The sequence below is a fragment of the Nocardioides albertanoniae genome (assembly GCF_006716315.1).
GTDB lineage: Bacteria > Actinomycetota > Actinomycetes > Propionibacteriales > Nocardioidaceae > Nocardioides > Nocardioides albertanoniae.
On sequence record NZ_VFOV01000001.1, the window covers coordinates 4,595,150 to 4,613,500 of the forward strand.

20 protein-coding genes are annotated in these 18,351 nt (G+C 67.4%); 4 read left to right on the top strand and 16 right to left on the bottom strand.

The genetic code is table 11. From position 1 onward, the window contains the following. Positions 1 to 39: 39 nt before the first annotated feature. From FB381_RS21985 to rplJ, 8 genes are all read right to left on the bottom strand, one after another. Positions 40 to 1,017, bottom strand: coding sequence for an MCE family protein (locus tag FB381_RS21985; RefSeq protein ID WP_141782212.1), 978 nt, complete (start codon positions 1,015 to 1,017; stop codon positions 40 to 42). Then, positions 1,014 to 2,066, bottom strand: coding sequence for an MCE family protein (locus FB381_RS21990; RefSeq protein WP_141782213.1), 1,053 nt, complete (start codon positions 2,064 to 2,066; stop codon positions 1,014 to 1,016). The genes FB381_RS21985 and FB381_RS21990 overlap by 4 nt, the downstream gene beginning before the upstream one ends. Beyond that, on the bottom strand, positions 2,063 to 3,364 hold the full coding sequence (locus FB381_RS21995) for an MCE family protein (RefSeq protein WP_141782214.1): 1,302 nt from the start codon (positions 3,362 to 3,364) through the stop codon (positions 2,063 to 2,065). The genes FB381_RS21990 and FB381_RS21995 overlap by 4 nt, the downstream gene beginning before the upstream one ends. Next, positions 3,361 to 4,188, bottom strand: a complete 828-nt coding sequence (locus FB381_RS22000; RefSeq protein WP_141782215.1) for an MlaE family ABC transporter permease — start codon at positions 4,186 to 4,188, stop codon at positions 3,361 to 3,363. Before FB381_RS22000 ends, FB381_RS21995 begins: the two co-directional genes overlap by 4 nt. Positions 4,189 to 4,201: 13 nt before the next feature. Continuing rightward, positions 4,202 to 4,987, bottom strand: a complete 786-nt coding sequence (locus FB381_RS22005) for an MlaE family ABC transporter permease (protein ID WP_141782216.1) — start codon at positions 4,985 to 4,987, stop codon at positions 4,202 to 4,204. Then, positions 4,987 to 5,970, bottom strand: a complete 984-nt coding sequence (locus FB381_RS22010) for an ABC transporter ATP-binding protein (RefSeq protein ID WP_141782217.1) — start codon at positions 5,968 to 5,970, stop codon at positions 4,987 to 4,989. The genes FB381_RS22005 and FB381_RS22010 overlap by 1 nt, the downstream gene beginning before the upstream one ends. A 396-nt stretch (positions 5,971 to 6,366) precedes the next feature. Beyond that, positions 6,367 to 6,753, bottom strand: a complete 387-nt coding sequence (rplL, locus tag FB381_RS22015) for a 50S ribosomal protein L7/L12 (protein ID WP_141782218.1) — start codon at positions 6,751 to 6,753, stop codon at positions 6,367 to 6,369. Between the two features lie 89 nt (positions 6,754 to 6,842). Then, positions 6,843 to 7,424, bottom strand: a complete 582-nt coding sequence (gene rplJ / locus FB381_RS22020) for a 50S ribosomal protein L10 (protein WP_141782219.1) — start codon at positions 7,422 to 7,424, stop codon at positions 6,843 to 6,845. 244 nt (positions 7,425 to 7,668) lie between these two features. Between rplJ and FB381_RS22025 the strand changes: the two genes are divergently transcribed. Together FB381_RS22025 and FB381_RS22030 are read left to right on the top strand one after the other, a co-directional pair. Continuing rightward, on the top strand, positions 7,669 to 8,658 hold the full coding sequence (locus FB381_RS22025) for an aldo/keto reductase (protein ID WP_141782220.1): 990 nt from the start codon (positions 7,669 to 7,671) through the stop codon (positions 8,656 to 8,658). Between the two features lie 166 nt (positions 8,659 to 8,824). Beyond that, the gene (locus FB381_RS22030) at positions 8,825 to 10,021 is read left to right on the top strand and encodes an MFS transporter (protein WP_141782221.1); all 1,197 of its coding nucleotides are present in this window, start codon (positions 8,825 to 8,827) and stop codon (positions 10,019 to 10,021) included. 28 nt (positions 10,022 to 10,049) lie between these two features. Here FB381_RS22030 and FB381_RS22035 read toward each other — a convergent pair whose 3' ends face one another. Beyond that, positions 10,050 to 10,760 (bottom strand): maleylpyruvate isomerase family mycothiol-dependent enzyme, encoded by a 711-nt coding sequence (locus FB381_RS22035; protein WP_141782222.1) that lies wholly within the window; start codon positions 10,758 to 10,760, stop codon positions 10,050 to 10,052. 251 nt (positions 10,761 to 11,011) lie between these two features. Further along, positions 11,012 to 11,551, bottom strand: a complete 540-nt coding sequence (locus FB381_RS22040; RefSeq protein ID WP_246088262.1) for a CGNR zinc finger domain-containing protein — start codon at positions 11,549 to 11,551, stop codon at positions 11,012 to 11,014. Positions 11,552 to 11,615: 64 nt separating this feature from the next. Between FB381_RS22040 and FB381_RS22045 the strand changes: the two genes are divergently transcribed. Next, positions 11,616 to 12,788, top strand: coding sequence for an MFS transporter (locus FB381_RS22045; protein ID WP_141782224.1), 1,173 nt, complete (start codon positions 11,616 to 11,618; stop codon positions 12,786 to 12,788). Positions 12,789 to 12,862: 74 nt separating this feature from the next. On the opposite strand, the gene FB381_RS22050 is transcribed toward FB381_RS22045, so the two are convergent. The 5 genes from FB381_RS22050 to rplK all read right to left on the bottom strand — a co-directional run bounded on the left by FB381_RS22050 (position 12,863) and on the right by rplK (position 16,517). Further along, positions 12,863 to 13,633, bottom strand: coding sequence for an amino acid ABC transporter ATP-binding protein (locus tag FB381_RS22050; RefSeq protein WP_425465460.1), 771 nt, complete (start codon positions 13,631 to 13,633; stop codon positions 12,863 to 12,865). Next, on the bottom strand, positions 13,630 to 14,442 hold the full coding sequence (locus FB381_RS22055; protein WP_141782226.1) for an amino acid ABC transporter permease: 813 nt from the start codon (positions 14,440 to 14,442) through the stop codon (positions 13,630 to 13,632). Before FB381_RS22055 ends, FB381_RS22050 begins: the two co-directional genes overlap by 4 nt. Then, the gene (locus FB381_RS22060) at positions 14,439 to 15,230 is read right to left on the bottom strand and encodes a transporter substrate-binding domain-containing protein (RefSeq protein ID WP_141782227.1); all 792 of its coding nucleotides are present in this window, start codon (positions 15,228 to 15,230) and stop codon (positions 14,439 to 14,441) included. The genes FB381_RS22055 and FB381_RS22060 overlap by 4 nt, the downstream gene beginning before the upstream one ends. Before the next feature lie 80 nt (positions 15,231 to 15,310). Beyond that, positions 15,311 to 16,027, bottom strand: coding sequence for a 50S ribosomal protein L1 (rplA, locus tag FB381_RS22065; protein ID WP_141782228.1), 717 nt, complete (start codon positions 16,025 to 16,027; stop codon positions 15,311 to 15,313). A gap of 61 nt (positions 16,028 to 16,088) precedes the next feature. After that, complete coding sequence (gene rplK, locus FB381_RS22070) at positions 16,089 to 16,517, bottom strand: 50S ribosomal protein L11 (RefSeq protein ID WP_141782229.1); 429 nt, start codon at positions 16,515 to 16,517, stop codon at positions 16,089 to 16,091. Positions 16,518 to 16,730: 213 nt separating this feature from the next. Here rplK and FB381_RS22075 point away from each other — a divergent pair, with 213 nt between their 5' ends. Next, positions 16,731 to 17,951, top strand: a complete 1,221-nt coding sequence (locus tag FB381_RS22075) for a lytic transglycosylase domain-containing protein (protein ID WP_141782230.1) — start codon at positions 16,731 to 16,733, stop codon at positions 17,949 to 17,951. 8 nt (positions 17,952 to 17,959) lie between these two features. On the opposite strand, the gene FB381_RS22080 is transcribed toward FB381_RS22075, so the two are convergent. Then, positions 17,960 to 18,328, bottom strand: coding sequence for a hypothetical protein (locus FB381_RS22080; RefSeq protein WP_141782231.1), 369 nt, complete (start codon positions 18,326 to 18,328; stop codon positions 17,960 to 17,962). Positions 18,329 to 18,351: the final 23 nt, after the last annotated feature.

The window sequence follows — 18,351 nt, forward strand, 5'->3', positions numbered from 1 at the left end:
TAGCCCAGAGGTTCTTGTGGTTCACTCGCTGACGCTCGCTCACGGGTTCTTCCCCCCTGTTAGAGCCGGGACGGGAGGCATGTTCTGGATGTAGGTGTCCCACCACGGACCGTTGCCCAGAGTGTTGTTGAAGACCTTGTAGAACGGCGCCATCAGTCGCAGCGACTTCTCGAGGTTCTCTTCGTTCTTCGTGAACACGTCGAGGATCACGTCGAGGCTCTCGAGCGCCGGCTTGAGGTCGGCGCGGCTGTCGTCGACCAGCATGGAGAGCTCCTTGGAGAGCTGCTGGGTCGAGACCAGGAGGTTGTGGACGGCCTCGCGCCGCTCGACCAGCGCAGCGAAGAGCTGGTTGGCGTTGTTCATCAGCGTGATCAGGTCGTCGTCGCGCTCGTCGAGCACCTTGGTCACCCGGTCGAGCTGGGTGAGCAGCGACTCGATGCGCTCGTCCTTCGCCGCCAGGTTGCGCGAGAGGTCGGAGACACCGGTGAGCGCCGCCTGGAACTCCTCAGGTGTCGTACGGGTCAGGTCGGCGAGCGTGGTGAGCGCTGCGGCGAGCTGGTCCTTGTCGATGTTGGCCGAGGTGTCGGCCAGGCCCTCGAAGGCCTGGACGACGTCGTAGGGCGACTCGGTGCGGTCGACCGGGATGGTGGACCCTGCCTTCATCTGACCCTCGCCCGCGGGCTGCAGCTCGAGGTACATGTCGCCGAGCAGCGTCTTGACCCGAGCCCCGGCGCCGGACTTCTCGCCGAAGTTGACCTTCTCGCGGATCTTGAAGCCGACCTTGACCTGGTCGCCGTCGAGCTCGATCGAGTTGACCTTGCCGACGCGGACGCCGGCCACCCGGACCTCGTCGCCGGTCTTCATGCCACCGGCCTCGGAGAAGTTGGCGTAGTAGGTCGTGCCACCGCCGATCAGCGGGAGGCTGTCGGCCTTGAAGGCCATCACCATCATCATCACGAGGACGGCGATCGAGATGGCGCCGATCTTGACGGGGTTACGTTCGCGGAACGGAATCATCCGAGGTTGCACCTCGCTTGACCGGGCTTGTAGATCGGAATGTCGAGGTCCTTGCCCTCGGGGTCACGGATGGTGCCGCGCAGACCACAGAGGTAGAAGTTGAACCAACCGCCGTAGTTGGCCGTCGCACCGATCTTGTCGAGCTTGATCGGCTGGAGCTCGAGAGCGTCGTTGAGCTCCTTCTTGTCCTTGGCGACCTTGTCGGAGAACCTCCTGGCCTCGCGCAGGTCACCCAGCAGCGGGTCCTTCGCCTCGTGCACCAGGTCGGCGGTCTCCACCGAGAGGGCGGAGATCTGGTCGAGCGAGCCCAGGATCGCCTCGCGGTCGTTGTTGAGACCACCGACGAAGTCGCGGAACGTCACGATCAGGCTCGAGAGTTCCTTCTCGCGGTCACCGACGTGCTCGAGCACCTCGGTCAGGTTGTCGATCAGCGCGTTGATGATCTGATCCTTCTCGGCCAGCGTCGAGGTCAGCGAAGCCGTGTGGGAGAGCAGGCTCTCCAAGGTGCCGCCCTCGCCCTGGAAGACCTGGACGATCTCGTAGGAGAGCGTGTTGACGTCGTTGGGAGACAGCGCCTGGAACAGCGGCTTGAACCCGTTGAACAGCACCGTCAGGTCGAGGGCCGGGTGAGTCTGCCCGACGGGGATCGACTGCCCCTCCTGCATCGCGGACGCGTCGCCGACCAGCTGGTTGGTCAGCGCCAGGTAGCGCTGGCCGATCAGGTTGCGGTACTTGATCGTCGCCTCGGTCGTCGTCGCGATCTGCTGCGCGCGGTCGACAGAGAAGGTGACCACCGCGCTGCGGGCGTCGTCGGAGATGTCGATGTTCTTGACCGAGCCGACCTTGACCCCGGAGATGCGTACGTCGTCGCCCTTGTTCACGCCGGTGACGTCGGTGAAGACCGCCTTGTACTCATCGGTCTGACCGAAGGTGACGTTGCCGATCGTGATCGCGAGCAGACCCGTGGCCAGCGTCGTGACGATCACGAAGATGATCAGCTTCCAGAAGTCCTGGAAGGTCTTGGCGTCGAAGAGCTTCACTGCGCTCACTTGTAGGTCACCTCGGCTCCACGTGCGGCCGGACCGAGCATCAGCGCGCCGAGGTCGGGGACCTCGTCGGCGCTCATGCCCATACCCGGGGCGAACAGCTCGTTGATCACGTCGGTCTCCGCCGAGGTGCCGACGTAGGACATGGCCGAGAAATCGGTCGGCCCGGTAGCGGAGCGCATGACTCCCTTTCCGGTGGGCTCGTCGACGCCGTCGTCCTTGTTGGGAAATGGCGCGAACGGCTTCTTCTGGTTCCAGGACGCGTTCGGCAGCTCACCGCAGTTGGGACCGCTGTCCTCGCCGTAGCGCGGCTTGTCCTTGGTCGAGTAGGGACGCGACTGGTGTGGCAGCGTCTCCAGCGTGATGTGGACCGTGTAGTTGCGGAACACCTCGCTGAACTCGTCGGTCAGTGTGTCCATGCCCCCGATGAGGCACGGGAACATCGGCGCGTAGCGGGCGAGCGCCTTGGTGACCGGGCGGCCGACCTGACCGAGCTGGATCAGCGTGTCGCCGTTGTCGTCGAGGAAGTCGTCAGCGGTGTTGGAGAACGCGGTCACGTCGGTCAGCATCTTGTTGAGCTGATCCTCACGGTCCTCGAGGGTGGTCGCGGTGACGATGGTGTTGCGGAGGATCTGGCCCAGCTCGGGCAGCACCGCCTGATAGGTGCCGGAGACCTTCGTGGCGAGCTCGAGGTCTTCGATCAGCGCCGGGATCTCGGGGTTCAGCCGCTTCAGGTAGGAGTCGAGGGTGTCGAGCGACTCCCCGAGCTTGTCGCCGCGCCCCTCGAGCGCGGTGGCCAGCGCGTTGAGCGTGTTGTTGAGGTCGGCCGGCTGGATCGTACGGAGCAGCGGGTAGAGGTCGCGCAGGACGGCCTGGACCTCGGTGGCGACCTTCGTCTTCTTGATCACTGCGCCCGGCTTGATCGGATCGGTGAACTCCGTGTTGGGCGGGATCAGCGAGACGTACTTCTGCCCGAAGAGGGTCTTGGGGAGGATCGCGCCGGTGACGTCCGGGTGGATCTTGCTGACCTCGTCGGGGAACAGCCCCAGGGTCAGCTCGGCGCCGCCGTCGGTCGGCTTCATGTCGATGACCTCACCGACGATCAGGCCACGGACCTTGACGTCGGCGCGCTCGGGGAGCTGGAGGCCGATGCGGTCGGCCTTGAGCGTGATCTTCTCGAACTCGGCGAACTTGTTGGTGAACTGAGCCCAGGTCAAGCCGAGCGCGGCGAGGACCAACACGATGAAGATGATCCCGAGGACCTTCCCCTTCTGCCGACTCCAGGTGAGTGTCTGCGTCATCCCGCCAACCTCACTGTCGTGGTGGAGCCCCAGATCGCCATGGAGAGCATCAGGTCGAGCAGCGAGACGGCGACGATGCTGGTGCGCACCGCCTTGCCGACCGCGACGCCGACGCCCGCGGGGCCACCGGATGCGTGGTAGCCGTGGTAGCAGTGGATCAGGATGACCACCACGGCGAAGATCAGCACCTTGCCGAACGACCACAGCACGTCGCCGGGCGGCAGGAAGGTGTCGAAGTAGTGGTCGTACGTCCCGACGCTCTGCCCGTAGAAGAGCGTCACCGTGAACCGGGTGGCGACGTAGGAGGAGAGCAGACCCACCACGTAGAGCGGCACGATCGCGATCAGACCGCCGATGATCCGGGTGGTCACCAGGAACGGCAGCGACGGGATCGCCATCACCTCGAGGGCGTCGACCTCCTCGGAGATCCGCATCGCGCCGAGCTGGGCGGTGAAGCCGCACCCGACCGTGGCGGCGAGCGCGATGCCTGCGACCAGCGGGGCGATCTCACGGGTGTTGAAGTAGGCCGACACGAAGCCGGAGAACGCGCTGGTGCCGAGCTGGTCGAGCGCGGTGTAGCCCGAGAGCCCGACCTGGGCTCCGGTGAAGAAGGTCATCGCCAGGATCACGCCGACGGTGCCGCCGATGACGGCCAGCGCGCCGGAGCCGAGGGTGACCTCGGCGAGGATCCGGAGGATCTCCTTCTTGTAGCGCGTCAGGGTCCGCGGGGACCACGAGAGCGCGCGCAGGTAGAAGCCGAGCTCGTCACCGAGGTGGTCGAGGCTCTTGGCAGGCTTCTCGTAGATCGACTTGATGTTCGCCATTCGTCTCGCCCTCCTAACCGGCCTTGCTCGGAATGATCTGCAGGAAGATCGCGCTCATCACGAAGTTGGTGATGAACAGCAACAGGAATGTGATGACGACCGACTCGTTCACGGCGTCACCGACGCCCTTCGGGCCACCGCCGGCGTTCATGCCCTTGTAGGAGGCGACGATCGCTGCGATCAGACCGAAGACGAGCGCCTTCGCCAGGCCCTGCCACAGGTCGGCCATCTGCGCCAGGGCGGTGAAGCTGGCCAGGTAGGCGCCCGGGGTGCCGCCCTGGATGATGACGTTGAAGACGTAGCCACCCATGACGCCGACGATCGAGACCAGCCCGTTGAGGAAGACCGCGATCATCATCGCGGCGAGCACACGCGGGACCACCAGACGCTGGATCGGGTCGATGCCCAGGACCATCATCGCGTCGAGCTCTTCACGGATCTTGCGGGCACCGAGGTCGGCAGCGATCGCCGAGCCACCGGCACCGGCGACCAGCAGCGCGGTCGCGATCGGGGCGGCCTGCTGGACGACCGCGAGGACCGCGGCCGACCCGACGAACGACTGCGCACCGAACTGCACCACGAGCCCACCGACCTGCAGCGCGATGACCGCACCGAAGGGGATCGCGACCAGCGCGGTCGGGACGATCGTCACCGACGCGATGAACCATGCCTGCTGGATGAACTCACGGAACTGGAAGGGGCGCCGAAACACGGCTCGCCCCACGTCCAGCCCGAACGCAAAGAGCGTGCCAGCGGTCCCGATCGGCTTCAGGACCCTGGCGGCGGTCAGAGAGGACATCAGTGAGGCGCCTCAGTTGGATTGGCCTGAGACGAGGACATCGGGGTCGTCGGGTCAGGCTGGAAGGACCCCGGAGGCGGGGTCACGCCGTTCTCCCGGCACCAGGCGCCCGGAGGACGCTGGTAGGTGCGCGGGATGCCGTTGGAGGGCTCGAGCTGCATCGGGATCGGCGGCAGCGGCGGAAGGCCCATGTCCTTCTCGGCGGCCAGCTCGTCGGCGTCCTTCTCCTCGGACATGCCGATCGGACCGATCGTCTGCGCGTTGAGGAACTGACGCACGACCGGCTCCTCGGAGCTCAGCAGCATCTCGCGCGGACCGAACATGGCCAGGTGCTTGTGGTAGAGCAGGCCGATGTTGTCAGGCACCGTACGCGTCGAGTTGATGTCGTGCGTGACGATGAGGAACGTCGCGTCGATCTGAGCGTTCAGGTCGATGAAGAGCTGGTTGATGAACGCGGTGCGCACCGGGTCCAGACCGGAGTCGGGCTCGTCGATGAGCAGGATCTCGGGGTCGAGGACGAGCGCACGCGCCAGACCGGCACGCTTACGCATACCGCCGGAGATCTCGCCGGGAAGCTTGTTCTCGGCGCCGATGAGACCGACGAGGTCCATCTTCTCCATGACGATGTCGCGGATCTCCGACTCACCCTTCTTCGTGTGCTCACGAAGCGGGAAGGCGACGTTGTCGAAGAGATCCATCGAGCCGAACATGGCGCCGTCCTGGAACAGGACGCCGAACAGCTTGCGGATCTCGTAGAGGTCCTTCTCCGAGCAGGTGGCGATGTCGACACCCTCGATGACCACTGCGCCCTCGTCGGGCTTGATCAGACCGATCAAGGTCTTGAGGAGCACCGACTTTCCTGTGCCGGACGGACCGAGCATCACGCTGATCTCGCCCGCAGGCAGCGTCAACGTGACGTCTTTCCAGATGAGCTGCTTGCCGAAGCTCTTGGTCAGCCCATCGATCTTTACGTCTACACCCATCCGGGCCGGCTCCCTTCCTGTTCGCGAGGGTCTCCCTCAAGGCCCCCACTGCCCCATTAACGGCAGATTGTGACGGGGGTTACGGCCCTCCTGCGACACACGCCACACTTTTGTAAACCATTTTGCCCTGCGGACGGAGACGTTGGTCACCACCCGAGACAAGGTCCCCCAGCGAACACATCGACGATCGGATTACGACCCTTCGCGCCCGGTATGTGTCCAAGATAACCAAAACAACCCGCGGGTGGCTACTCAGGAGTAGCCACCCGCGGGCGGTGACGGCCTGGCCCACGCTGCGGCCTGGCTCATCTGTGGTCGAACTGTGTCTACCGTGTAACAAAGCCCGGGCCCGGCGGAATCCGCCGAGCCCGGGCTCGTAGGGCCGAAGCCCTCAGGTCACTTGACGGTGACGGTGGCGCCGGCGGCCTCGAGGGCCTCCTTCGCCTTGTCAGCGGTCTCCTTGTTGGCGGCCTCGAGGACAGCCTTGGGGGCACCCTCGACGAGCTCCTTGGCCTCCTTCAGGCCGAGGGAGGTCAGGGCGCGCACCTCCTTGATGACGTTGATCTTCTTGTCGCCGGCGGACTCGAGGATGACGTCGAACTCGTCCTTGGCCTCCTCAGCGGCGGCGGCCGGGGCGCCCGGGGCGCCAGCAGCGGCGACGGCGACCGGAGCGGCAGCGGTGACGCCGAAGGTCTCCTCGAACTCCTTCACGAAGTCGGAGAGCTCGATGAGGGTGAGCTCCTTGAAAGCGTCGAGCAGCTCGGCGGTGGTGAGCTTCGCCATGATGGCATTCCTTTCTTGGTGGCCCGCTGCGTCTGGTTTGGGTGCAGCGTGCCGGATTACAGGTGGTGGTTAGTTACGACAGGGGCCTTTCAGGCCTCGGTCGGAGCCTCCTCGGCGGCAGCCGGCTCAGCGGCACCACCTGCGAGGATCGAGGGGTCCTCCGCGGCCTTGGCCTCGAGAGCGGCAGCGAGCTGCGCGGTCTTCGAGGGCAGAGCGTTGAAGGCGTACAGAGCCTGCGACAGCGACGCGGTCATCGCGCCCGCAAGCTTGGCGAGCAGGACCTCGCGCGACTCGAGGTCGGCGAGCTTGCCGATCTCAGCAGCGTCGATGGCCCTACCGTCGAGGTATCCACCCTTGATGACAAGGTTGGGGTTGGCCTTGGCAAAGTCACGCAGACCCTTGGCCGCCTCGACGACGTCGCCCTTGATGAAGGCGATCGCGGTCGGGCCGGTCAGCAGGTCGTCGAAGCCCTTGATGCCGCTCTTCTCAGCAGCGAGCTTGGTCAGCGTGTTCTTGACCACGGCGTAGTTTGCGTGCTCACCGAGCGAGCGACGAAGATTCTTCAGGTCGCCGACGGTGAGACCGCGGTACTCGGTCAGCACGGCACCGGTCGAGGCGCTGAACTCGTCAGCGATCTCGGCAACGGCAGCCTGCTTTTCAGCCCGCGCCATGGGTCTCCTTCTTCCGGGAATCGATCCCACCGGCGAGGGCCCATGAACGACAAACGCCCCGAGCGCAGGCTCAGGGCGTGACGTACGAACTCGTCGTGCTCTTCACCTACGCTGGTCGTCCGCATCCGCGGAGCCTTCGATCGGGTGCATGCACACCTGACAACCGGCGGTCTCTGGTTTCGAGCATCAATTATGCGTACGCCGCCGAGTGCCGCCAAATCGACGGCACCAGTACGTTGGCGACATGGACAACCACACCTTCGCAAGGGCCGGTCGCTCGGCGTCGATCATCGGTCTCGGCACCTGGCAGCTCGGAGCCGACTGGGGAGAGGTCAGCGAGTCCGACGCCCTCGCGGTGCTGGAAGCGGCGGTCGGCGACGGGGTGACCTTCCTCGACACGGCCGACGTCTACGGGGACGGCCGCAGCGAGCAGGTCATCGGCAGGTTCCTCGCGTCTCACGAGGGCCTCATGGTCGCCACCAAGATGGGTCGGCGGGTGGATCAGGTCCCGGCCAACTACACGCTCGCGAACTTCCGGACGTGGCTCGACCGCTCGCGGGCGAACCTCGGGGTCGACACGATCGACCTGGTGCAGCTGCACTGCCCGCCGTCGGCGACGATCGACGCCGACGCCACCTATGACGCCCTCGACCGGCTGGTCGAGGAGGGGGTGATCGCCGCCTACGGCGTCAGCGTCGAGACGTCCGACCAGGCGCTCTCCGCCCTCGCCCGCCCGAACGTGGCGTCCATCCAGATCATCCTCAACGCCTTCCGCCACAAGCCGCTCGACTCCGTGCTGCCGGCCGCGGCCGACGCCGGCGTCGGGATCATCGCGCGCGTGCCCCTGGCCTCCGGACTGCTCTCGGGCCGCTACACGGAGTCGACGACGTTCGCTGCCGACGACCACCGCACCTTCAATCGCGACGGCGGCGCCTTCGACGTGGGCGAGACCTTCTCGGGCGTCGACTTCGCCACCGGGGTCGAGGCCGCGCAGGAGTTCGCCGCTCTGGTGGCCGAACACGGCCCGGCCGGCGCGACACCGGCCCAGGTCGCCCTCGCCTGGGTCGCCCAGCAGCCCGGCGTCACCACCGTCATCCCGGGTGCCCGCAACCCCGCCCAGGCCCGTGCCAACGCCGCCGCCGGCTCCCTCCCGCCGCTCTCCGACGACCTGCTCGCCGGCGTACGCCGGATCTACGACACCCACTTCCGCGAGACCATCCACTCCCGTTGGTGACCACCCCTCGCCGAAGCGTCACTCCTGCAGGTCGAGACGTCGTCGCGTGACGTCTCGACCTGCGGGAGTGACGCTTCGGCCTGCAGGAGTGACTTCTCGGCAGGTTCGAGGGTCACATCTCAGACCTGATAGTGAGCATTGGTAACGAATCGGGCAGAGTAAAGGTGTGACGACGGAGACGACCGAGGAGTTCCGGTTCCGCGACATCGCGGTCGTGGCGTACGCGCCCTCGATCGTCAGCGCGCTGGGGCACGGTGCGGTCATGCCCATCCTGGCGCTGCGTGCCACCGACCTGGGTGCGGACGCGTCGATGGCGGCGTTCGTGGTGGCACTGCTCGGGATCGGCTCGCTGGCGACGTCGCTGCCGGCCGGCTCGCTGGTGGCGCGCATCGGGGAGCGGCGTACGTTGATGGGCGCCGGGGCGCTCGACGCGGTCGCGATGACGGTGGCGTTCCTGAGCACCTCGGTCATCGTGCTGGCCGTCGCGGTGTTCGTGAGCGGGATGAGCTGGACGGCGTTCCTCATCGCCCGGCAGGGCTTCCTGATCGACGCGACCCCACCCTCGCACCGGGCCCGGGCGATGGCGCTGCTGGGCGGATCGTTCCGCATCGGAGTCTTCGTCGGCCCGCTCATCGGCGCCGGCCTCATCCACCTCTTCGGGCTCTCCTCGATCTTCCTGCTCGCCGCGGCGATGTCGCTGTGCTCCGCGGCGGTCGGCGGGTGGATGCCCGACTTCGGTCGGTCCCGAACGCGCGAGCAGGGGCATCTGAGCGTACGCAGCGTGCTGTGGGCCCATCGGCGCACGTTCGCCACGCTCGGGGTCGCGGTCGTGATCATCGGGATCTCCCGGTCCGTACGCATCGGTCTGCTCCCGCTGTGGGCCGACCACATCCACCTCAACGCCTCGGTGGTGTCGCTGCTCTTCGCCGGAGCCGCGCTGGTCGACATCGCCCTCACCCTGCCGGGCGGTTGGCTGCTCGACCACCGCGGGCGTCAGGTCGTGGCGATCCCGGTGGTGGTCACCGTCGGCGTCGGCTGCCTGCTCCTTCCCCTCACCCACGACGCGCTCACCCTCGGCGCCGTGATGGCGCTGATCGCCCTCGGCAACGGTCTCGGCTCGGGCATCGTGATGACGATGGGCGCCGACGCGGCGCCGGCCGACGGGCGTGCGCAGTTCCTGGGCGGCTGGCGGCTGTGCGGTGACCTGGGCGGCACCGGCGGACCGCTCCTGGTCTCCGGCCTGGCCGCCGTGCTCTCGATCGCCGCCGCACCCGTCGCGCTCGGGATCTTCTCGCTCGTCGGGGCGGTCTGGGTAGGTCACTGGACCGGTCGCGCCGACCGAGCTCGCCTCGCGGGTCGCTGAGGCTCCGCTCAGGTCGCTGACGCTCGGGCTACGGGACGATCGCGCGGGTCAGGGCGTCGGCGAGAGCCCCGGCGTCACCGGTGACGACCAGACTCGAGGACTGCGGCGACAAGCGGCCCCACAGCAGCAACGCCAGATCGCGCGCGGACCCGGAGACGGCGACCTTCTGGACCGCGTTCGGCATCCCGATCGCCCAGCTACGGTCGACATCGGACGCGGTGATCTCGATGCGGGTGACGACCTTCCGCGTACGCTTCAGCGCGATCTGGCGCGGATACATCACCGTCACCACCTCGTCGACGGTGTCGGCCCAGAGCTCCTCCGGCACCTCAGGGGCCGTGCGCCCCAGCGCCGTCCGGATGTCCCAGAGGTGGATGAGGGTCTCGTGCACCTGACGCCGGAACCAGAACGAGACGGGCCCACGACCGTCCTCGCTCAGACCGCTGAGGATCCTTCCGGTCGCCTCCGGCCCCAGGGTCGTGAGCGTCTCGCGCAGCCCGGCGGCCTGCGCCTGGTAGGTCGCGACCAGGTCCAACGGCACCGGCAGCGGCTCCTCGTCCTCGTCGAGCGCCATCGCCGCTGCCCAGTGATGGATCCCGGCCAGATGATCGACCAGGTCCCCCACCGACCAGTCACCGCACGAGGGCACCGGCAGATCGGGGTCGGCCCGGCTCAACACGTCCGCGAACTCCGACTGCAGCTCACCGAGGGTCACGAAGTAGTCGTCCGTCGTCAACACGCCGCAGACCCTACTGGCAGCGTGGCAGCACCGCTGCGAGCCGCTCCTCGAGACGGACCAGCATCGCCGGGTCCGACCAGATCGGTGGCTTGCCCGGCGGCGGGAGGAACCCGACCAGGTCCATCACGTCGAAGTAGGGCTGCGGCTCTCTGCCGGTCAGCGCGGCGTAGGCCTGTGCGCCGCAACCCTAGGAGATGGTCCCGGACGTTTCCGCCCATTACCCGCCGGTATGAGGGCCGAAGCGTCTGGGACTACTTCTGCCGGGCCCTGTGCGCCGCGGCCTTCATGCGGCTCTGGCAGCGGGTGGAGCAGAAGCGGCGGCCGGCGTTCTTGGAGGTGTCGACGAAGACTCGGTCGCAGGGGTCGGCCTGGCAGAGGCCGAGGCGGCCGGCGAGGTCGGAGCCGATCGCCAGCGCGAGTCCGGCGGCGATGCCGGCACCCCAGCCGACGACGAGGTCGGGCTCGCGACCGTGGAAGTGGAGCGCCCAGCCTCCGCCGCGGGCACGATCGAGCTGCGGGACCGAACCCATCTCCCGCAGCAGCACGTTGACGGTGGTGGCGGCCGTGTCGAGGTCACCGACAGCCGCTGCGGCGAACACGATCCGGAGCGACTCGGCGAGCGCGACCATCCCGTCGGCGGCGGCCTCACCGACCTGCGGCTTGTAGTCGGGGCGGGCGAGGAGGTCACGGACGACCTCGGCGCGCCGGCCGACCGGTGGCGTCGCCACGACCCGGGTGCCGTCGTGGCCCGGGGTCAGGGCGTTGACGAGCTTGCACGCTTGCTCGGTCACCGTATGCACGTGACTGTCGAAATGTATTTGACCAGTCACGAGTTCCGGCCCTACCGTCTCCTCCATGACCGTCATTCAACCATTGACCAGTCACCAGGGCACGCGGTGGCCGCGTTCTCTCGTCGCACTGGTGATCGCCAGGGCGGTGAACCGGTTGGGTTCGTTCGCGATGGCGTTCATGGCGGTCGCCCTCGTCGAGGTGCACGGCGCATCGCTCGCCACCGCGGGCGCCGTGGTGACCGCCTTCGGCGTCGCCACCATCCCCTCACGGCTCCTCGGCGGCCGGATGGCCGACACAGTGGGCCGCCGGGCGACCATCGTGATCGGGCTGCTCGCCTGTGCGGCTGCCCAGCTGGTCATCGCCGCCTCCCCCGGGATCACCGGCGCGCTGATCGGCGCGACGCTGCTCGGGCTGGCCTACGAGATCTACGAACCGGCTTCCCAAGCACTGATCGCGGAGTCGGTGGAGGCCGAGCGGCGACCCCAGGCCTTCGGGCTCTACGGCGCGGCGATGGCCGTCGCCGGCGTCGCCGCCGGAGCGTTGGCGGCCCTCGTGGGCGGCATCGACCTGCGGTTTCTCTTCGTCGCCGACGCGCTCACCTGCCTGTGCGCGGCGGCGCTCGTGCTCGCCCTCGTGCGTGACACCACCGCGCGGAGCGACGGCATGGTGCGGACCGGGCCGAGCCCCTGGCGGGACCGCCGGCTCCTGACGATGCTCGCGCTCGGCACCGGGTTCGCGACCGCATGGATCCTGAGCACGATCGCCCTCCCGCTCACCGTCTCCGCCCGCGGGCACGACGCTGCCGCCACCGGCTGGCTGCTGCTGGTCGCCGCCCTCGTCACCATCGCCGGCCAACGCCTGCTCCGCGGGGCCGCCTCCCGGCCGTTCACGCTCATCCGCGCCGGACTCGTGCTGATGGCCGTCGGCTTCGCCGTCATCGCGTACGCAGCACCGCTGCCGCTCCTCGCCCTCGGAACAGCGATCGTGGCACTCGGCGAGGTGCTCCTCCTGGGTCCGCCGATCGCACTCGTGGCCGGCCTGGCGACCGACGCGTCGAGGGCGGGTTATCTGGCGGCGTACGGCACCTGCTGGGGGATCGCGCAGACGGTCGGCCCGATGCTCGCGACGGGTCTGATGTCGCACGGCACGCCGACGGTCTGGCTCACCGGAGCCGCCCTCTGTCTCGTGCTCACCGCGACCACGGCGGCGGCGACCGCCGTATGTTCACCGAGGTAGCTCAGTCACGGCCCGCTTGCTTCGCGGAGCTCCACGAAGCAAGCACAGCTGGACCGAGTCACCTCGGTGAGCATTCAGAGCACGCGGGCGAGGAACGCCTGCGTGCGCTCGTGCTGCGGGTTGCCGAGCACGTCGTCGGGCGCGCCCTCCTCGACGATCACGCCACCGTCCATGAAGACCACCTTGTCGGCGACCTCGCGGGCGAAGCTCATCTCGTGGGTGACGACCATCATCGTCATGCCCTCGGAGGCGAGGTCCTTCATGACGGCCAGCACGTCGCCGACGAGCTCAGGGTCGAGCGCGGAGGTGGGCTCGTCGAACAGCATCATGTCGGGGCTCATCGACAGCGCCCGCGCGATGGCGACGCGCTGCTGCTGGCCGCCGGAGAGGTGCGCCGGGTAGGCGTCGGCCTTATCGGAGAGACCGACCTTCTCCAGGTTGGCCTTCGCGATCTGCGTGGCCTCGGCCCGCGGTCGCTTGAGCACCTTCTCCTGCGAGACGGTGAGGTTGCGCAGCACCGTCATGTGCGGGAAGAGGTTGAACTGCTGGAAGACCATCCCGATCCGGGCGCGCAGCGCGTCGACGTCGGCGTCCGGGTCGGTGATCTCGTCGCCCTCGACCAGGATGGTGCCGCTGGTGGGCTGCTCGAGCAGGTTGACGCAGCGCAGCAGCGTCGACTTCCCGGACCCCGAGGGGCCGATCACGCAGACCACCTCGCCGCGACCGATGTGGAAGTCGATGCCCTTGAGCACCTCGTTCTTGCCGAAATACTTGTGCAGCTGCCGTACGTCGATCGCGGCGGCGCCGCGCTCGGCGACCGATGTCGCTTCGGTCTGAGTCATCAGCGGGCCTTCCCTGACTTGGCTTCCATGCGGCGTACGACGATCGAGAGCGGCACCGTGATCAGCAGGTAGCAGAGCGCGATCGTGACCATCGGGGTCAGGTTGGCGTTGGAGTTCATCGCCTCACGACCGAACGCGGTCAGCTCGTACTCGTCCAGCGAGAGCCCGAGGATGTAGACCAGCGAGGAGTCCTTGGTGAGCAGGATCAGCTCGTTGGTCAGCGGCGGCAGGATCACCCGGAACGCCTGCGGCAGCACGATGGTGACCATCGCCCGGGTGTGGGTCATGCCCAGGGTGCGCGCCGCCTCGTACTGACCCTTCGGCACCGCCTGGATGCCGGCCCGGATCGTCTCGGCCATGTAGGCACCACCGACCAGACCGAGCGCGAGCGTCACGGTGCTGAGGTTGGAGAGCTGGATCCCGAAGGCCAGCGAGAGCCCGAGCCCGAGCACCAGGAACACGACCAGCGCCGGCAGCCCGCGGAAGAGCTCGATGATGCCGGTCGAGATCCACCGGTAGGGGCCGACGCTCGAGAGCCGCATCAGCGCGAGCACCAGTCCGAGCGCCAACCCGAAGGCGAACCCACAGGCGGTGTAGATGATCGTGTTCTTCAGCGCGGTCACGATGACGTTGGGGAACTGCTGCGCCCCGATGTCGAGGTCGAGGAACGCGCGCCGGATCTCGCCCCAGTCGGCGATGAACGCGAGGACGACCACGATCGCCACCAAGATGGCGTACTGGACGTACCTGGTCAGTGCCGCACGTCGGCGGGGCGAGAGCCGCTTCTTGGGAACTACCGCCGCGTCAGTCACTGGGCGGCAGCCTCCCCGAACCACTTCTTGAAGACCTTGTCGTAGGCGGTCTTGTCGTTGACGGCCTTGTTGATCACGTCGACCAGCTTGTCGTTGCCGCCCTTCTTGACCGAGAAGCCGTACGCCTCACCGGTCTGGAACTCGCCGGTGATCTCCATGTCGGAGTTGTCCTTGACGAAGTCGTAGAGCAGACCGTTGTCATTGACGCCGGCGTCGGCCTTGCCCGACTTGACCGCCTGCATCATCAGCGCGGAGTCCTCGAGCGTGATGATCTTGGTGTCCTTGGGAGCGTTCTCCTTGACGTAGTCGGCACCCGTGGTGGCCTCCTGGACCGCGATGGTCTTGCCACCGAGGTCGTCGAGCGCGGCGTAGCCGGCACCCTTCTTGGTGAGCAGTGCCTGGGTCGCCTCGAAGTAGGGCTCGGAGAAGTCCATGACCTTCTGGCGCTCCTCGTTGATCGTCATCGCGCCGGCGGCGACGTCGCACTTGCCCGAGTTGAGCGCCTCACCGGAGACGATGGTCTCCCAGCCGATGTTGACGACCTCGGTCTCGAGCTTCTCGGCGTCGGCCGCGATCTTGAGCACGTCGATGTCGAAACCGACGACCTCGCCGCCCTCGTTGAACTCGAACGGCTTGTAGGGGAGGTGCGTGCAGATGGTCAAGGTATCGGCCTTGACCAGCTTCGCACCGGAGGGCGACTTGCCCGCTTCATCACCGCCGCCGCACGCGGTGAGAGCCAGTCCCAGAGCAGGAACAGTGAGGGCAGCAGCCAGCTTCCGCAGATTCATGGGCCGCACTCTACGACTCTTTGAACGCAGATGGACCGCCACCCCTCAAGGTGGCGGTCCATCTGATGAGATCCAGAGGCTCAGGCCTCGTCCTCACCCGCGACGTTCTTGATGCGGTTGTGGTCGACCTGGATGCCGGGGCCCATGGTCGTGGAGACGGTGACCTTCTTCAGGTAGCGGCCCTTGGAGGAGGACGGCTTCAGACGAAGCACCTCCTCGAGAGCAGCGGCGTAGTTCTCAGCAAGCTGAGCCTCGGAGAAGGAGGCCTTGCCGATGATGAAGTGAAGGTTGGCGTGACGGTCGACCCGGAAGTCGATCTTGCCGCCCTTGATGTCGGTCACGGCCTTGGCCGGGTCCGGGGTGACGGTGCCGGTCTTCGGGTTCGGCATGAGGCCACGCGGGCCGAGCACGCGACCGAGGCGACCGACCTTGCCCATCATGTCGGGGGTCGCGACGACGGAGTCGAAGTCGAGCCAGCCGCCGGAGACCTTCTCGATGAGCTCGTCGCCACCGACGACGTCGGCGCCGGCCGCGCGGGCGGCCTCGGCCTTGTCGGGCGCAGCGGCGAAGACGATGACGCGCATCGTCTTACCGGTGCCGTGGGGCAGGCTGACGGTGCCGCGCACCATCTGGTCGGCCTTGCGGGGGTCGACGCCGAGACGCATGACGACGTCAACGGTCTCGTCGAACTTCTTCTTGCTGGAGGACTTGGCGATCTTGATCGCGTCCAGCGGGGCGTAGAGCTCGTTCTGGTCGAACGTCTCCGACGCCGCGCGGTAGGTCTTGCTGCGCTGCATGATGAATTCCTTAGTGGTTAAGAGGAGATGTGGTTAGCGAGCCAGCGCGGCTCTCCCACGGTCAGTCGGTGGTGACGCCCATCGAGCGGGCGGTGCCCTCGACGATCTTCATCGCGGAGTCGATGTCGTTGGCGTTGAGGTCGGGCAGCTTGGTCGTCGCGATCTCGCGGACCTGGTCCTTGGTCAGCTTGCCGACCTTGTCGGTGTGCGGGACCGAGGAGCCCTTCTTGAGGCCGGCGGCCTTCTTGATCAGCTCGGCGGCCGGCGGGGTCTTCGTGATGAAGGTGAACGAGCGGTCCTCGTAGATGGTGATCTCTACGGGGATGACGTTGCCGCGCATGGACTCGGTCTGGGCGTTGTACGCCTTGCAGAACTCCATGATGTTGACGCCGTGCGGACCGAGCGCGGTACCGACCGGCGGAGCCGGGGTCGCGGAGCCGGCCTGCAGCTGCACCTTGACGAGCGCTGCGATCTTCTTCTTCGGAGGCATTCTTGAGATCTCTTCCTTCTCGTGGTCATGACGAAGCCGCTTGTACGTTTCGGCCTCTGCCACCTGCTGTGTTGCTCGCGCAACTTGTCGATTGTCCGTGATCTCGGCCGAGTTCGCGAAATCAGCGCGCGACCTGCGCCGCCACGGACCCTGTGGTGACGACCGACACATCGTTCTGCCATACTCCCCCGGGGATTTCACGAGGGAGTGTCGTTGTTCAGCAAGCGTCTCGGTCAACTGTCCATGTTCGCCGCGCTCGTACCGCTCGCCGCGCTCTCCGCCGGCTGGACGGCCGCCACCACCGGAGCCGGGTTCGACCCCGGCGGGGCCGTGACGCTGCCCGGCGGAGAGGCCATGGTGACCTCCGCGATCGAGCAGCCGGCGAGCCTCACCGAGCCCGCCCCGGCCCAGGGCGCCCACCGGGGCGCGCGGACCGGCGCCGTCGCGATCGCGATGGCCGACGGCAGCGGCATCCCGATGACCGCGCTCGCCGCCTATCAGCGGGCGGCGTCCGTGGTGACCACCGCCGACCGCGCCTGCGCCCTCGACTGGACCCTCGTCGCCGCGGTCGGGATGGTCGAGTCCGACCACGGGCGCCTCAAGAGCAGCCGGCTCGACGCCGACGGCAGGGCCACTCCCCCGATCTACGGACCGTCGCTCACCTCCCCCGCCGGTGACCCCGCGCCCGACACCGACGGTGGCGCCGTCGACAAGCTCACCAGCGGCGACAGGGCCGTCGGGCCGATGCAGTTCGTCCCCGCGACATGGCCGTTGGTGGCCGTCGACGGAGACGGCGACGGCCGGCGCGACCCGCAGGACATCGACGATGCCGCCCTGGCCGCCGCCGTCTATCTGTGCTCCGGCGACGACGACGTCTCGACCGACAAGGGGAAGCGCGCCGCGCTCGGCCGCTACAACCACAGCAAGGCGTACGTCGCGACGGTGCTGAAGATCGCCAAGGGCTATGCCGACAGCCCCTACGGGAGCGAGGACATCGCCCTCACCGCCGCACCGGCGCACGCCGAGCCGAGCCCATCCGGCTCCGGCACGAAGGGCCGCTCGAAGGACGGCGCAGACGCCGGGAAGAAGCGCCCCGGCGCGACGAAGCCCAGCTCGAAGCCGAAGCCGCGACCCACCTCCGGCGCTCAGCCGGCCGACAAACCCGACACCGACGCCCCGGCATCCCCCACCCCCAGCGCGACCCCGACCGATGACGGCAGCTGGGCCACCCTCTCGGAGCGCCACGCCATCTGCGCCGCCGAGCTGTCCGCACGGTTCCCCGACCTCGCCGCCGGCTGGGACACCAACCGCGCCGTCGAGGCATGCAGCATCCGGATGATCGGCAAGACCGTCCCCCAGGCCAACGCCGCCACCCCCGGTGTCGTCACCGACATCTCCGGGTACGTCCGCTGGTTGATCAACACACTGCCGTAGGGAGTCCCTCAGAGCTCAGGCTTCTCCTTGAGCCCTTCTTTCGGATCGAGAGGTCCACCGGGACCACAATCAGTGTGAGTGTGGGCGTGTTTGGCCGGATCGGACGGGTCAAGACAGATGCCGAACGTGCTGCCGCGATGAAGGCTGTTGCCGTTGATCGTCTTGCGGCCGTAGAAGGTCTCTCCTTGGTACGTGTACTCATAGACGACCCGGTAGCTGCTTCCCAGGTCCGTCAGATCGAGCACCTCGGCACTGTGGAGCTCGGTCAAGTTGCTCATGTCGGGCCCTTCTCTGTTGAAGAGGAACAGCACGACGCCGATGAAGATTGCGATCATCGCCACGACAATCCCAACAGCGGCCAGCACCCACTTGAGCATGCGCTTCTCCCGCCTGAACAGTC